This window comes from Nocardia sp. XZ_19_369 (assembly GCF_015355715.1).
Classification (GTDB): domain Bacteria; phylum Actinomycetota; class Actinomycetes; order Mycobacteriales; family Mycobacteriaceae; genus Nocardia.
In genome coordinates this window covers 1226671-1243175 of record NZ_JACVED010000001.1, presented here as the reverse complement: position 1 = coordinate 1243175, position 16505 = coordinate 1226671, and the positions used below count along the sequence as shown (strand labels likewise).

The window sequence follows — 16505 nt, the reverse complement described above, 5'->3', positions numbered from 1 at the left end:
GACAAACGAACACAGGCCCGTCGAGGCCGGCTGGCGTGCCGGTGCGACGGGCCTGTGGTGTTGTCAGGGGTGGCTAGAACACCCGGAGCTTGCCCGGGGACCAGAGGCCGGAGCGGGTGGCCGTGCCGGTTTCCAGGCGGGCGGGGGTGGCGTTGCGGTCGTACTGGTCGTAGCGCTCCAGGGAGCCCCAGTCGCGGGCCCAGTCGTCCTTGAGGTAGGTGGGGATGGTGACCGAGCTCGCGAGCATTTGGGAGAAGCCGAGCAGGCCGCCGAACTCCTGGGCCTGCCAGGTGTTGGTGGAGGTGGTTGCCAGCGGGCGATCAGGGAGGATGCGGTAGCCGGGGACCTCTGCGACGCCGTTCTTGTGGTAAAGCGGGCGCTGGCAGGGGAACTGGAGACCGACGGCCCAGTCCTCGAGCACGGGCTGATCGGGGCCGATGAAGGTGTTGAGCGACTGCAACTTCGGCATCCGCGGCGGAGTGAACGCCAGCCACTGATCACCGATCAGGATCGGGTCGTTGGCGACGATCCGTACCGCGTCCGCCTCGGGCGCGATCTCGGCGAGCGGGACGCGCAGGTTACGCCAGGACGGGGCCGGGCCGATATCGCGCGGCAGGTAGGTGCCGAGCTTCGCGACGCTGCCGTCCGGCTGCCGCTTGCCGTAGTCGAGGGTGAGCGACTGGCCGTACTCGGTGTCACCGGTGTCGTCGACCGACAGGACGCGACCGGCCGCGGAGATCACCACGAGCGGGCTGTCCGCCGAGCGCGGGGCGAGCCCGTACCAGCTCGACGTGAGATGCGCGGGCTGCTGCACATTGTCCTGGTAGCTGCCAAGGACCGGCGTGGTGGCCGGGTCGAGCCCGAACGGCAGCGCCACGGTACTGCCGTTGACGCCGCGCGCGCCCTGACCACCGCCGGTGCCCGCGCTCTGCCCGTCGGCGAACGCGGCGCCGACGGACTGCTTCGAGGTGTTGCCGGTACCCGGCTTCACCTCCACGCTGTCGGCGGACAGGTCGTTGGGCACCCCGTTCGGAGCGAAGCCGACCGCGTCGACCCCGGCCAGCGGATCGTTCGGATCGGCGAGCGGGTTCGCCGGATCGACGATCGGCGCCAGCGCGCCGCCGTTCGGATCCGCTTCCACCAGAACGTCATTGGCGAGACCGCAGCTGTTGCCGCGCAGCGCGTCGAAGTTCGAGCGGGCCAGCGAGTACGCCGGGTACTGCGCGACCGCGCCCTTGACCAGCGACATCGCCTCGAGCAACACCATCAGCGCGGCGACAACGGTCAGCGGGATCGCGGCGAACTTGCGAATTCGCTTGCCACGCGCGGACTTCGGTGAGGCCTCCGGTTTTGCGTAACCCTCGCGCAGCGAGTGCCAGGCGACCAGCGCCAGCGCGAGACCGAACAAACCAAGCATCAGAGTGTTCGACTGGTAGCCGTGCAGCGAGATCCGCTTGTCGAACCACGGCACCCCGAAGCTGGACACATACCAGTAGCCGTTGATGCCGGAGAACGCGAGCGCGAGCACGAACAACAGGCCTGCCAGGAAGATCGCGCGATTCTTGCGTGCGCGCAACGCCGACGCCGAGACGGCGACCGCGGTCACCGCGGCCAGCGAACCGGCGATACCCGCGTACGCGCCGAAGTGGTGCGTCCACTTGGTCGGGTTGAACATCATGAAGAAGACGGTGCCGAAGACGACGCCCATCAACCGCCAGGTCGGCCCGCTCGCGATGCCGGGAACCTGCCTGCGCCGCAACAACACCAGCATGGTGGTGAACAGGCACAGCAGCATCACCAGGAACGCGAACCGGCGGGCCAGCGAGCCGTCGACGGTCTCCACGAACAGGTAGTAGTAGCGCAGGTAGTCCTCGTACCAGGCCAGGTTCGGGCCCTTCACCTGACGCACCCGGTTGGCCTCTTGGATACCCGAGAAGGTCTGGTCGCTGTACACCACGATCAGCACCAGCAACCCGGCCGCGGCGATCGGGGCGAGCAGCGGCAGCGTCGACCACCACTTGGCTCCGGCCGAGCCGAACTGCCTGCGCCTGCGCACCACGATCCGCACCAGCGGGCGAACACCGGCGAGCAACGCCGCCACACACATCAATCCGGTCGGCGCGGCCGCGAGCGTGAACGCCGCGATCAAGACCGCGACACCGGCGGGCAACAACCGTCCGGTCGCGATGGCCCGCTCGATCGACACCCAGGTCAGCAGCGCGCCGAGCGCGACGATCGGCTCCGAGCGCAGGCCGTTGTCGAACGGCATCCAGAACGCGAGGAACACCAGACCGCCGGTCCACAGCGCGACCTTGCTGTTGCGCACCCCGCGGCCGAGCCGGGGCACCACCTCTCGGCTGATCACCATCCAGCAGAGGATGGCGCAGGCCAGCGCGGGCAACCGCACCCACGGGCTGGCGGTGGAGATCTCCGAGAAGACCTGGATCACGTAGTAGTACCAGCCGAACGGCGCCTCCGGCACGCCGTACCAGCGGAAGTAGTTGGCCATGTAGCCCGCGTGCGGCGCGACCCGCACCATGCTCAGGATGTAGCCGTCGTCGGAGGTGTTGGCGCCCACGAAATGCCACGCCAGCAGCGTGCCGACCACCGCGCCGTCGGTCCAGGTCGGCTTCAGCCAGTTGGCAGGCAGGAACCGGCGGTGCCCGCGCCCGTCGCTGCCGTCGAGCCGAGCCAGCGCCGCGAGCGCGACCAGGGTGCACAACACCGCCGCGATCATCGCGATCAGTTTGATCACGGTCGGGCTGGTGCTGAACCGGGTGTCCACCGTCATGTGGAAGTCGAGTCCGGCGGGCGCCGCGCCCTTCAGGTCGGAGAACACGCCGACCACCTGCGGCCGCAGGTCACCGTTCAGCGCGCCCTCGACCGGCACCTCGACCTGCTGCTCGGTCCCGGGCGCCGCGCCCTCGACCGGCTTGGTGACGGTGGTGGTCAGGCCGGTGAACACCGCGTGCGTGCGCTTGTGGTCGGAGGTGAACTCGAGCGCCGAGCACCGCTCCATGTCCGCGCGCGGCGCCGACACCACGACGGCGTTGCGGTCGACCACGTCCACCGAGGTGTCCGACACTCGAATGAACATGGCTTCCAACGCGGCCTTGTGGCCCTGCGGCGGCGCGGTGGCCAGCAGCATGCCGCCCCGCTCCGGCAGCTGCGCGACCGCGCTACACGGAATGGTGGCGCGCAGGTCGATCGGGACCTGAGACATCAAGGGGGCCTGCACATTGCCGAGCGTCGCGCCCTGCGGCCAGTTGAGTTCCGCGGTGGTCTGGGTGACCGGCAGGAACGGGGTGGCCAAGGCGAAGAGCGCGCCGAGCAATCCGGCGACCAGCGCGATTATTCGCGCGGTGCGGAAATCGGCCGTAGAGGCCGCTGGCACGGCAGGCGGTTTCGTCAGGACAGCAGTAGCGGCGTCGGGCACGATTGGCAATGCTAGCTCCCCGGCCCTCCCGCGTCTTCAGGCCCGCTCCCCCCGCGTCTACGCGTTTTCCGGCAAGGTGCGCCGGCTTCTCCGCGACTTCAGGCCGGACTTACTCGTGCAGTAAGTTTGGTTGACGTCCGATGGATATCCACGAGTTACGTTGCGGACGTACCCGGCGAGTTACCCGGATGCCCGCAAGATCAGTTGTTCGTTTCTCCGCCATTTGAAATGCGAGTGAACTTTTCGCCTTCCGACCTGGACAAATGTCACAGCAGATCCGGCCGGAACGCGGCTGGCTCGCCGATCCTGCCCAGCGTGGCGCCCGTTCCCGGCCCGCAGCACACGGCGATACCCGCGCCGCACGCCAAGACCGGCAAAAGGCGCGCGATGGCGGGCTGGCAAGGTGTGGGTATGACCAAGGTGAATCTCTCGACGAATTACGGACCGATCGTCCTGGAACTTGACGACCAGAAGGCGCCGAACACGGTGCAGAACTTCGTGGATTACGTGAACGCGGGCCACTACAACGGCACCATCTTCCACCGTGTCATTCCCGGCTTCATGATTCAGGGCGGCGGCTTCGAGCGCGGCCTGCGCCAGAAGGGCGTGCAGGCGCCGATCCAGAACGAGGCCAACAACGGCCTGAAGAACGACAAGTACACCGTTGCGATGGCGCGCACCAACGACCCGCACTCGGCGACCGCGCAGTTCTTCGTCAACGTCTCCGACAACGCGTTCCTCAACCACTCCGCGCCGACGCCGTCGGGCTGGGGCTACACGGTGTTCGGCAAGGTGATCGAGGGCACCGAGGTGGTCGACAAGATCGCCGGCGTCGCCACCGGCAGCGCGGGCGGGCACCAGGATGTGCCGGTCGACGACGTCGTCATCGAATCCGCCAGCCTCGGCTGAGGTAACCGACCTCGGTGAATCGGGCCGCGCCACAACGGATGCGGCCCGATTCCGGCGTCAGAGCGGCAGCAGGTGGTGCTTGCGCGGATTGCGCGCGAGCGACTTGTCGCGCAGCAGCTGCAAGGCTTTGCGCAGTTCCAACCGGGTGTTCGCGGGCTCGATGACCGCGTCGATATAGCCGCGCTCGGCGGCCACCCACGGCGTCGCCATGGTGGCGTTGTAGAAGTCGATCATCTGCTGGCGCACGGCCGCCCGCTGCTCCTCCGGCGCCGCCTCGATCTGCTTACCGCCGATCAGGCTCACCGCGCTCTCGGCGCCCATCACCGCGATGCGCGCGGTCGGCCAGGCCAGGTTCACGTCGGCGCCGAGCTGCTTGGAGCCCATCACCGCGTAGCCGCCGCCGTACGACTTGCGAATCACCACAGTGACTTTCGGCACGGTCGCCTCCACGAAGGAGAACAGGAACCGGCCGCCGCGCTTGATCACGCCGATCTTCTCCTGCTCCACCCCGGGCAGGAAGCCGGGGGTGTCGACGATGAAGACCAGCGGGATCTCGAACGCATCGCACAGCCGCACGAAATGCGCCGCCTTGTCCGAGGCCCGCGCGTCCAGCGCGCCCGCGTAGACCATCGGCTGGTTCGCCACCACACCGACCGGACGGCCGTCGACGCGGGCGAAGCCGGTGATCATATTGCGTCCGGCGGTGGCGCCGATCTCGTGGAAGCCGCCGTCGTCGAAGATGCGCAGCAGGATGTCGTGCATGTCATAGGCGGCGTTATCCGAGTCCGGCACCAGGGAATTCAGCTCCCGGTCGCTGTCGGTGAGCTCCGGCTCCAGGCCGGGGTTCACGATCGGCGCCAGCTCCTGACAGCTGGTCGGCAGGAAGCTCAGGTAGTCGCGCACCCACTCGAACGCCGACTTCTCGTCCGGGGCGACATGATGGATGTTGCCGTACTCGGCCTGGCTCTGCGCGCCGCCGAGCTCCTCGAGGCTGACGTCCTCGCCGGTGACCTCGCGGATCACCTTGGGGCCGGTGACGAACATGTACGCCTCTTCGGTCGCCACCACCACATCGGTGTTGATCGGGGCGTACACCGCACCGCCCGCGCACTTGCCGAGGATCATCGAGATCTGCGGCACCAGACCGGACAGCGGTTCCTGCCGTCGGCCCAGCTCGGCGTACCAGGCGAGCGAGGTCACCGCCTCCTGCACGCGCGCGCCGCCGGAATCGTTGATGCCGACCACCGGGCAGCCGACCTTGGCCGCGTACTCCATGATCCCGGCGACCTTGCGGCCGAACATCTCGCCGACCGAACCGCCGTAGACGGTCTGGTCGTGCGAGAACACCGCCACCGGCCGGCCCTCGACCAGGCCGTGCCCGGTGACCACGCCGTCGCCGTAGAGCGCGGTGGGGTCACCCGGCTTGCGCACCAGCGCACCGATTTCCACGAAGGTGCCCGGATCGAGCAGCATGTTGATCCGTTCACGGGCGCTGGGAATCCCCTTCTTCGCCCGCTTCGCCACCCCCGCTTCACCCGCCGGTTCCTGCGCTAGATCCATTCGTTTACGCAGGTCGGCGAGCTTCTCGGCAGTAGTGCTCACTTCGTCCCTTTCGTAAGGCGCACCCGCTAAGGGGCGATTGCCGCCAGCTTCGCGGCGAGGTCGGCTCCGATCTTTCCGATCCGCGGTTCGTCGATGATCTGCAGGTGATCGCCCGGGATGTGGACGATCTCCAGGTTGGAAAGGTACTCGTCCCAACCACCGTTCGGCAGTCGTTCGGCGTAGCGCGGCTCCAGCTCGATCGCACCGTCGTGGTAGCGATCTGCGAGGTAGAGCACCACGTCACCGTCGTACTGAGTCGGCCGGACCTGTTGCAGCGCACGGTTTTCGATCCATGAGGTCTTCTGGTGCTCCAGCACGCCGCCGGGAATCTTCGCGCCGCTGATCTTGATGAGATCCGAGATCATCTTGAACTGTTCCTCGTCGCCGGCCTGGGCGAGTTCCTTCAGCTGCTCCGGCGGGAGTTCACCGTCGACGCCGTAGGTCTTCTTCGCGAAGGCCTGGTATCGCTCGATGCGGCGCACCCGCTCCTCGGGACTGTTGTCCTCGGGCTCGCTCGGGATTGCCAGGTCGATCAGGCCGACCACGCGAACGTCCGCGCCCTCAGCGCGCAGCAGCTGCGCACAGGCCATGGCCAGCACCGCGCCAAGGGACCAACCGTAGAGCACGAACGGTCCTTCGCCCTGCAACTTGCGCAGCTCCGGCACGTACTGACGGGCACGCTCCTCGATGGCACCATCGACCCGCTCGAAGCCGTACATCGGGGTGTCCGAGGGAAGGCGCTTCAGCAGCGGTTCGTACACAAGGGTGTTGCCGCCAGCCGGGTGAAATACGAAGACCGGCACTGCGGTCGAACCATCAGTACGTGCACGGAGCGGGCGGACGAAGCCATCGACGTCGGCACCGCTGTCCTGCAAGGTGCGCACGATGTCGGCCAGTTGCTCGATGGTCTCGCAGTCGAGCACGTCGTCTACCGTGACCTCAGCTTTGACCCGATCGGTGAGGCGGGCAGCCAGCTTTTCAGCAGTGTCTTCGTCAAGGATCGGCAGGGTGTTGAAGATGCCCCCGGCCGACTTTCCGGTCACAACCGCCCAGGTAGCGAACGTCAGTCGTTCGGCAGCGTCGCGCGGCGGCACATCGTCTTCGTCGCCCGATTGCTGCGCACCGAAGACTGCCTCCATTGCCGCTGCTTCAGCAACCGGTGCCGCCTGTGCGGCAACCGATTCGGCGGCACCCACCGCGGTCGTGTCCTGATTGTCGAGCGCCCGTTCGTTCGCCGCTTCCTTCGCATCCGCCGCGGCGGCCTGCGCCGGCGACGCCGGGGCGGGGGTCGCGGTACCGGCGGCAGCACCGGTGATGCCTGCGGCCGTCTCCGCCTGCGCGACGATCTGCTCGGCCTCCGCCTGCACCGAGGTGGTCTCGACGTCCAGCGAAACACCTTCGGCGGCAGCTGCTTCGGTGACCGCGGCGGCCGGGTCCGCACCGGCTTCGACGGCCGCGCGGGCGGCGGCGATGAAGTTGCTGTCGACCACGATCTCTTCGCCGGCGGCCTGCCGCTCGGCCACCGCGAGCATTTCCTCGCGATGGTCGATGGCGTAGCGCAGCACCTTGCCGACCTCGGTCAGGTTGGCGTCGCGCACGGCCTGGATCTGCAGCTGCGGGATGTCGAACTCGTACTCGACGCGGTTCTTGATGCGCATGGCCATCAGCGAGTCGAGACCCAGCTCCATCAGCGGGATCTCCATCGGGAGGTCCTCGACCGCGTAACCCATCGACTCGGCGACGATCAGTGCGAGGCGGTCTTCCAGCGGCTGGGTGCCGTCGGGATCCCAGCGCTCACCGAAGGTTTCGACGACCTCGAGATCGGCCTCGCCCGCCGGGGCGGTAGCGGCCGCCGGAACAGCTTCGGCCACCACGGATTCGGGCAGTGGCGCACCGGAGGTGACCACCGCGTCGAACAGCAGCCGGAAAGCGTTGCCCTCCTTGGCATGCACCTGCACCGAGGCGCCGCCGGGGTGCGGGGTCAGCGTGGTGGTCAGCGTGCCGGTGGCCGGAACGGTGGCATGCGCGACCGAAGCGCCCAGCGAGACGTCGCTGAGTACCTGTGCCGCAGCGGCATTCACCAGCGCGGCGAGATCGGCGACCGCGGACGCCTGCACTTCCCACGCGTGCCTGCCGTCCGGCATGGCCACGTGCGCACCCGGCACCCGGGTGTTGCCACTGCCGCTGGCCAGCGAGACTTTCGGCCAGAACTCCTTGCGCACGAACGCGGTTCGCGGAACATCGGCGTACTCGCCAACCGGCAGCAGCGACGACAGGTCCACCTTGTGCCCGTGCACGTACAGCTGGGCGAGTGCGCCGATCACGCCCGCCGCCTCGTCTTCCTTGCGCTTGAGCGTCGGGATGAGCTGTGCGTCGTGCAAGCCCGCCGCGAAGGTGGTGCCCAGCACCTGCATCAGCGCAACGGAATTCGGCGCGAGCTCCAGGAAGGTGGTGTGCCCGGCGTCGACCGCGAGCTTCACCGCGTTGGTGAAGTACACGCTGCTGCGCATGTTCTTCACCCAGTAGTCCTCGGTGTGAATCGGGTCGTTGCCCGGTCGGTAGAACGCGCCCTTGTGCACCGTCGAGTAGAGGCCGGTCTTCAGCTTGGTCGGCTCGATACCGGCCAGCTCCGCGGCCAGTTCACCGAGCAGCGGGTCCATCTGCGAGGTGTGGCCCGCTCCGCGGGTCTGCAGGATCCGCGCGAACTTGCCCTCCGCCTCGACCCGCGCCACGATCGCCTCGACCTGCTCGCGCGGGCCGCCGATCACCGTGTTGGTGGGCGCGGCGTATACGCCGACCTCTACGTCGGGGTATTCGGTGAGCAGCTTCTCGATGTCCTCGGCGCTGTACTCGACGAGCGCCATGTTGCGCACGTCGTCGTCGGTGATCATCTGCTCGCCCTCGTGCATCAAGCGCGAACGGGCGCAGATCACCCGGACCGCGTCCTCGAGCGGCAGGCCACCTGCGATGTAGGCCTCGGCGACCTCACCCATCGAATGGCCGACCACCGCGTCGGGTTGCGCGCCGTGCGCGCGCAGCAGCGCGGCCAGGCCGATCTGGATGGTGAAGATGCCGACCTGCGAGGTGCCGACGTTGTAGTCCTGGCTGTCATCCAGGAACATTTCCCGGATCGAGTACCCGGCTTCGTCCTGCACCAGTTCGTCGACCTCGTCGACGGCCTTGGCGAAGATCGAGTTCTCCAGGTAGAGCGCCTTGCCCATCTTCCGGTGCTGCGCACCGAAACCGGAGAGCACCCAGACCGCACCCATGGTGGCGGGCGCGTCGGCGGTGAACACACCGTTGCCAGGCTTACCCGCCGCGATGGCACGCAGACCGGCGACGGCCTCCTCGTGCGACTTGGCGAGCACGACACCGCGCGAACGCCAGTGGCTGCGCTTGGCCAGCGACCGCGCCACGTCCTCCAGCGAAACATTCCGTCCCGCTTCGGATTCCAGCCAATCGGCCAGCTCGGCGGCGGCGCGGCGGCGGCGCGAGGGCAGGTAGCCGGAGACCGGCAGGATCACCGGCAGCGGCTCGGCGCGCTCGGCGGTCCATTCCGCCACGGGCGCTATGGATTCCGCGACCGGCTCGGCTTCCGCGACCGGCGCGGGAGCTTCGGCGGGCTCGTCGGCCGCCGTGTCCGCTGCCGTGATCACATCGCCGGTCTCGTCATCGAGGTCGGTGTCGAGCGCCGAGGCGGCCACCTCGACCTCCGCAGCGGGCGCGGCAGGTTCGGGCGCGACCTCGGCCGAGGCCGGAACGTATTCCTGCACAACGACATGCGCGTTGGTGCCACCGAAGCCGAAACCGGAGATGCCGATGGTCGCTTTGCCGCTGTAGCGGGGGAATTCGGTCGGCTGGTCGACGACCTTCAACCGCGCCTGGTCGAACGGGATGTACGGGTTCGGACCCGCGAAGTTGATGTTCGGCGGAATGACATTGTGCTGCAATGCCATCACGATCTTGGCGAAGCTCGCCGCGCCGGCGGCGGACTCCAGGTGGCCGAAATTGGACTTCGCCGAGCCGAGCAGCGCGGGCTTGTCGTCGTCGCGACCACGACCGACCACCCGGCCGAGCGCGTCGGCCTCGATCGGGTCGCCGAGCAGCGTTCCCGTGCCATGCGCCTCGATGTAGTCGACAGTGGACGGCACGATGCCCGCGTCCCGATACGCCCGGCGCAGCACTTCGGCCTGGGCATCAGGGTTCGGGGCGACGAGACCGTTGGATCGTCCGTCCGAGTTGATCGCGGAACCCTTGATGACGGCCAGGATTCGATCGCCGTCACGTTCCGCGTCGGCGAGGCGCTTGAGAACGATGAGCCCGGCACCCTCGGAACGGACCATGCCATCGGCATCCGAGGAGAACGCCTTGATCCGGCCGTCCTTCGCGACCGCGCCGACCGAGTCGTAGCCCAAGGTGACCATCGGTGCGAGCAGCATGTTCACGCCACCGGCCAGGGCCAGGTCAGCGTCGCCCTCGCGGAGCGCACGCACCGCCTGATGCACCGCCACCAGCGTGGACGAGCACGCGGTGTCGACGGCGACCGAGGGGCCGCGGAAGTCGTAGAAGTAGGAAACGCGGTTGGAGATGATGCCGGACGACGCACCGGTGATCCCGTAAGCGGCGGCCGAAGCGGGCCGGTTGGGGTCCTGGTCGCCAACCCCGAGCGCCGCGACAAGCATGAAGTCGCTGGTGGAAGTGCCGATGAAGACGCCGACCGGCGAGCCTTTGAGGTCGCTCGCGGGAATCCTGGCGTGCTCCAGCGCCTCCCAGGTCAGCTCCATCATCAGGCGCTGTTGCGGATCGACACTCTCGACCTCGATCGGCGACATCGCGAAGAACTCCGCGTCGAAGCCCTTGACCACGTCTTGGTCCAGGTATCCGCCGAGGGTGTTGGCGGCGGCGATTGCCGCGGCCGCATTCGGATCCGTGGCGAACTCGCCCCAACGGCCCTCGGGCAGTTCGCGAATCGCGTCGCCGCGATTGATCAGGAACTCCCAGGTCGACTCCGGCGTATCGCCCGCACCGGGCAGCCGGGTCGACAGGCCGACGATGGCGATGTCGTGCGCATCGTTCGGCTGGTAGCCCGCCGTATAGAAAGAGTCGCCGGAAGCGTCTTCCACGCTTTCCGGCTCACCGTTGATGACCACTTCGGCCAGCGAGGCGATCGTCGGGTGCTGGTAAACGACCGTCGCCGTCAGCACCACACCGGTCAGTTCCTCGATGTCACCACCGAGGGCGATCGCGTCGCGTGAGGCGAGCCCGAACTCCTCCATCGGCCGATCGACGGTGATCTGCTCGATCGATTGCCCGGTCGCCTCGGCAACCCAGTTGCGCAGCCAGTCCCGCAGCTCCGACACGGTCATGTCGGTCTGCGCGCCGGAAGCCTCGGTGGAGGCAGCGGCCACCTGCGCGGATGCCTGGTCGGCGTCCGCGTCGGCGGGCAGGGATTCGGTCGTCGTGGTGGACGTGCCCTCGTTGTCAGCCATCAATTCCTCAAGCTACCTGTCTGCGAACCGGGCGCACCGCGAATGTCGGCTGTCCGAGGCCACCCCTGGGCAATTACTCGTCTGGTGCATCGGGGAACGCCTGCTGGGTGTAACCACCCCGCAGCGTTCCCTCGAGGTAGGCGGCCTTGCAGGCCCGCCGGGCGATCTTGCCGCTGGAGGTACGCGGGATGGAACCCGCGGGAACCAGCAGTACGTCTCGAACGGTCACCCCGTGGCGCGACGCCACCGCGGCGCGCACCTCGTCGGCGATGGGTAGTGGATCGGCCTTGCCCGCGCCCGGGCCGCGTTCGGCCACGATGACCAGCTGCTCGGAGGCGTCGTCGGCGTCGAACTTGAGTCCGGAGTGGCTGCCCTGGTCGAAGACGAGCGCGGGTAGCTGGTTCGCGGGCACCGAGAACGCGGCGACGAAGCCGCGGCGTAGCGCCTTGGAGGCTTCCTGCGCGGAGAACTCCAGGTCCTGCGGGTAGTGGTTGCGGCCGTCGACGATCACCAGGTCCTTCACCCGCCCGGTGATGTACAGCTCGCCGTCCAGGTACACGCCGTAGTCGCCGGTGCGCATCCAGTTGGCGTCGCGGTCGGTGCCTTCGGCGTGGCTGCCCTCGGCCAACCGGTGCGAGACCTTGTTCTGGAAGGTCGCGGCGGTTTCGTCCGGCCTGCCCCAGTACCCGATGCCCATGTTGTTGCCGTGCAACCAGATCTCACCGACCCGGCCGTCGGGCTGCTCGTGCCCGCCGTCGGCCTCGACGGTCTCCGGATCGACGATCACGGCCCACTGCGACAGCGCGACGTAACCGCAGGAGACCTGCGCGATGGCGTTCTCCGAGCCCGGCTCGACCTTGACCATGCGGCCCGCGTTGAGCTCGTGGCGGTCGACGTAGGTGACCTTCGCTTCGTCCTCGGCCTTGGTCGCGGACACGAACAGCGTCGCCTCGGCCATGCCGTAGCAGGGCTTGATCGCGGTCTTGGGTAGGCCGTAGGGCGCGAACGCCTCGTTGAACTTCTTCATCGAGGAGGTGGTCACCGGCTCGCTGCCGTTGATCAGGCCGATCACGTTCGACAGATCCAGCGACTCGCCGTTCTTCGGCAGGCCACGCGCCGCGGCGTGCTCGAACGCGAAATTCGGTGCGGCGGCGAAGGTTCCGGCGCCGTCGGACTGCGCGGCGAGTTCCTTGATCCAGCGGTACGGGCGGCGCACGAACGCGCTCGGCGACATGATGGTGATGTACTTGCCGCCGACCGCGGGCAGGATCACCGTGAGCAGGCCCATGTCGTGGAACAGCGGCAGCCAGGTGACGCCGCGCGAGTTCCAGTCCAGGTTGATCGCGTCGACCATCTGCAGCAGGTTGGTGCCGACCGCGCGGTGGGTGATCTCCACGCCGGCCGGGGTCCTGGTCGAGCCCGAGGTGTACTGCAGGTAGGCGATGTCGTCGATGGCGATGTCCGGGCGTACCCAGCCCTCGCCGACACTGTCCGGGATCGCGTCGACCGCGATGATGCGCGGGCGCTGCGCGGCGGGCAGCGACCGGAAGAACTGCCGCACACCGGCCGCCGAGGAGCTGGCGGTCAGGATCGCAGCGGGTTCGCAGTCGCCGAGCACGGCGTGCAGGCGGTCGGTGTGACCAGGCTCGTCCGGGTCGAACAGGGGCACCGAGATGGTGCCCGCGTAGATCGCGGCGAAGAAGGAGATCACGTAATCCAGGCCCTGCGGCGCGAGGATCGCGACCCGGTCGCCCGGGTTGGTCACCTGCTGCAGTCGAGCGGCCACCGCGCGCAGCCGAATGCCGAACTCACGCCACGTCAGTTCCTGCGCCTCGCCATCACGCTCACGCGAGTAATCGATGTAGCGGTACGCCAGAGTGTTCGCGTCGTTCCGGGTGTGCTTCTCGACGTGATCGACCAGGGTGTGATCCTCGGGAATTCGGATGTTCCCGGTCTCGTCCAGGTAGTCGTCGAAAGTCTCTTCCATTCCTTCTTCTCCTCCGAGGCACACGCAGCAAGACGGCGACAACGCCGTTGTTACCTGTGAGGCCCCGACTCGCTTTCGCCCGCGGGTGGCTCCAAGTGCTCGAGTCAGCCTGCAGTTATTGGGCGGTCTGCGCGGTGACCGCTATCGGCTAGATGTACTCAAACCAGAGTCATGTTACAGAGAAGACCGGCTCACTCGTCTCGCAGCAGGGGAATAACGGGGGCGAATGCGTCCATCTGGGTGGGAAAGACCCCGACATACGACATCGAGGTGAGTTGGCGCACACGGCGGATCTGCTCGGCGATTTCTTCGAAGCTGCCGATGGCCACGTACGGCGAGTTCAAGATGTCCTCGACCGAAAGCTTCACGTCCACCTCGAGATCCGGGTGCAGACCGCGGTCGATCGCGGAAAGCGCCATCTCAGCGGTCTTCTCGCGATCGTCGGTGATGACGATGGCGGTGATGGCCCAGTTCAGCTCGATATCGGCGAACCGGTCGCCCGCGGCCTCGCGGATCAGGTTCACCTTCTCGATCGTCTTCTCGAGCGTGATGCCCGACAAGAGGCCTTTACCGTTCTTGGTGGTCACCGGCACGACCGAGATGATGTCGGCGTGCTTGGCGGCCAGCCGCAGCATCTTCGGACCGCCGCCACCGGTGCAGATCGGCGGGCGCGGACCCTGCCGCGGCCGAGGCGTGCCCTTGATGCCCTGTACTTGGTAGTACTTGCCCTCGAAGGTGCACTCCTGGCCGCGCAGCAGCACGTCCAGGATGGTCAGCGCCTCGTCGAGCTTCGCGAGCCGAACGCCCGGCGTCTCGTACGGCAGGCCCGCAGCGACGAACTCGTCCTGCTTCCAGCCCGCGCCGAGACCGACCTCGAGCCTGCCCTTGGACAGCACGTCGATGGTGGCCAGATCCTTGGCCAGCACCACGGGGTGCCGGAAACCGTTGGCCAGCACCGACGTTCCGAGGCGGATCTTCTCGGTGGCCTGGGTCAGCGCGCCGAGCGCGGCGATCGGGCCGATCTGGTCACCCAGGTGATCCGGCACGACGAAGGTGTCGAAGCCGTACTCCTCGGCCTGCTGCGCCGTCTGGATGAACTTGCGGGCGCCACCCTCTTGCTTATTTCCCTCGCCCGCTGCCGCGAAGCGGAAGCTGCGCAGCGGCGTACCCAGCGCGGTCAACTCACCGGCTGGTGCGGCGGCTTCTGTCATGAACTCATGCTCCTGGCTGTAAGGAAATTCGGGCGCGACGGTGCAGGGTGAAGTCCCGGACACGGCGTCGGTGCTACCTGCGTCGCGATCACCTGCGGCACTTTACAGCGTGCTGTCCAACGGGAGTCGCGCTTGTCGGGGCAGTACTGGTGTTCTGCGTGCCGACCCCCGCGTTGCCTGTGAAATCTCACGACTACGCCTCGCTGGCGCTCGGCTCCGTCGTGCGATTTACGCGCTGTGTCTCCAGCTAGCGCACTCACGAATGCGGCGGATGCGGTGCCGATTCGACGAGGCCGTTCGCCCAGTTGACGGTCCACTGGGTGGAGGTGGTGCCGTTCTCGTCGACGATGAAACCGTTGTACAGCGCGTGCACCGGGTTGCCCGCCGCGCGCACCAGCGCGCCGACGCTGCCCATGATGTTCCACGGGCTCAGTGCCTCGCGCGGTGCGTCGCAGATCAGGTCGCCCTGCGCGCAAATCGTGAAGGTGCGTTCGGCCAGTTCACCGAATCCACCCGGGCGCGGACCGCTCATCGTGATGCCGGGGACGTTGAGCCCCTTCAGCGCGACCTCCGCGCCGACGCCCGCAGGCACCGCACCGATCTGGACGGGCTGGCCGGGACCGGTGTCGCCGGTGCGCCTGCCATCGGAAATGAGCGTCACGCCGAGCACCTTGTTCGCAGGCACCGGTCCCTTGCCCTGGCCGATCTGCGAAGCCACATCACCCGCGATCACCGCGCCTTGCGAGAACCCGGCGATCACGTAGGTGGTCAACGGACATTCGCGGTGCTGCTGCTGCATCGCGTCGATCATCCGCTGGGTGCCCTCGGACCGGCTGTTGTTGTAGGACTGCTGGCCGTCCGGCGGAATGGCGATGGGATTGGAGAACTGCGCGACGTACGGGACGGTGTACACGTCCAGCCGTTCCTCCGGGAACTGCTGTCCGATCGGGTTGGAGATGTTGAGCATCAGCGAGATCGGATTCGCGGTCGGGTTGTGCGGGTCGTCGTTGCTGTTGGACTCCCAGGTGCCCGGCACCGAGATCATCTGCACGTCCGGACAACTCGCCGGTTGCGAGGTCGGCTCCTCGGGCGGCTTCGGTCCCGGCTTGGGCTGGCGCAGCAGCCCGGCGAGCAGGTACCACAGCAGCAGCACCACGATGATGATCAGGACGGGGATCCCGATCAGCAGGAGACACCCCACCGGCCTCGACCGGCGGGATGTGCCACCACGGCGCGCATTCACAACTGCGCCTCGCTAGCGCTCGGCTCCGTCGTGCCTGCGGTGCAGCTGTGTTCCCGGTTCACTCGCCGCGCTCCTTCACGTCGCTCACGCCTTGCAGTACGTCTGCTTCGCGGCGCTGATGTAGACCTCTCCGGCCTTCTCGACCGGCATCTTCGCCGGGTCGAAGGAGGGGTCGGAGCCGGCCATCGCGGTCACGAAGGTCATCAGATCCTGATCGGAGGCCCCGGACGCGGTGCCCTGGCAGACGTAGTTCGCCACGCTGAGCGCGATATCCGGGGTGGACGGCGTGACGCCCTGCTGCTTGAGCGCGTCGAGGTACTTCTTGTCCTTGTCGGTGAGCTTCGAGGTGTCCGCGGGCGGCGCGGACTCGGCAGGCACCGGCTGTGGACGCTCGGGGGCGACCGTCTCGGCGGGCGGCTGCTCGGGCTGGGGGGTGGGCGCCGGCGCCTGCTGGCCGGTGTCGGCACCGCTGGTGGACGAGGCGGGCGGCTGCGTCGCCGCCGTGGTGCGGGTCAGCGTCGGCGTGCTCGATGCGGTCGAGTCGTTGCCACCGCAGGCGGCGAGCAGGCCGGTCGCCGCGATCGCCACGACAACGCCGAATACCTTGCCACGGGTCCTCTGCATGAAT

8 protein-coding genes are annotated in these 16505 nt (G+C 67.8%); 1 reads left to right on the top strand and 7 read right to left on the bottom strand.

From position 1 onward, the window contains the following. Window positions 1-73 precede the first annotated feature (73 nt). Window positions 74-3436 carry an arabinosyltransferase domain-containing protein gene (locus IBX18_RS05665; RefSeq protein WP_194832579.1) on the bottom strand — a complete coding sequence of 1121 codons (3363 nt, stop codon included), beginning with the start codon at window positions 3434-3436 and terminating at the stop codon, window positions 74-76. A gap of 411 nt (window positions 3437-3847) precedes the next feature. Between IBX18_RS05665 and IBX18_RS05660 the strand changes: the two genes are divergently transcribed. After that, window positions 3848-4345 carry a peptidylprolyl isomerase gene (locus IBX18_RS05660; RefSeq protein WP_135234275.1) on the top strand — a complete coding sequence of 166 codons (498 nt, stop codon included), beginning with the start codon at window positions 3848-3850 and terminating at the stop codon, window positions 4343-4345. A 57-nt stretch (window positions 4346-4402) separates the two neighbouring features. Here the strand turns inward: IBX18_RS05660 and IBX18_RS05655 are convergent, their stop codons facing one another. The 6 genes from IBX18_RS05655 to IBX18_RS05630 all read right to left on the bottom strand — a co-directional run bounded on the left by IBX18_RS05655 (window position 4403) and on the right by IBX18_RS05630 (window position 16501). Then, complete coding sequence (locus tag IBX18_RS05655; RefSeq protein ID WP_167769152.1) at window positions 4403-5905, bottom strand: acyl-CoA carboxylase subunit beta; 1503 nt, start codon at window positions 5903-5905, stop codon at window positions 4403-4405. A gap of 68 nt (window positions 5906-5973) precedes the next feature. Beyond that, window positions 5974-11436: a polyketide synthase Pks13 gene (gene pks13 / locus IBX18_RS05650; RefSeq protein ID WP_194832578.1), complete on the bottom strand. Its 5463-nt coding sequence runs from the start codon at window positions 11434-11436 to the stop codon at window positions 5974-5976. Window positions 11437-11509: 73 nt separating this feature from the next. Further along, a complete protein-coding gene (gene fadD32 / locus IBX18_RS05645) occupies window positions 11510-13423 on the bottom strand; it encodes a long-chain-fatty-acid--AMP ligase FadD32 (RefSeq protein ID WP_194832577.1) in 1914 nt (637 codons plus the stop codon). A gap of 191 nt (window positions 13424-13614) precedes the next feature. Continuing rightward, window positions 13615-14634, bottom strand: coding sequence for an LLM class F420-dependent oxidoreductase (locus tag IBX18_RS05640; protein ID WP_107653612.1), 1020 nt, complete (start codon window positions 14632-14634; stop codon window positions 13615-13617). 256 nt (window positions 14635-14890) lie between these two features. Then, window positions 14891-15835, bottom strand: coding sequence for a cutinase family protein (locus IBX18_RS05635; protein ID WP_306796151.1), 945 nt, complete (start codon window positions 15833-15835; stop codon window positions 14891-14893). A gap of 126 nt (window positions 15836-15961) precedes the next feature. Beyond that, window positions 15962-16501 carry a DUF732 domain-containing protein gene (locus IBX18_RS05630; RefSeq protein WP_167768901.1) on the bottom strand — a complete coding sequence of 180 codons (540 nt, stop codon included), beginning with the start codon at window positions 16499-16501 and terminating at the stop codon, window positions 15962-15964. Between the last annotated feature and the right edge of the window lie 4 nt (window positions 16502-16505).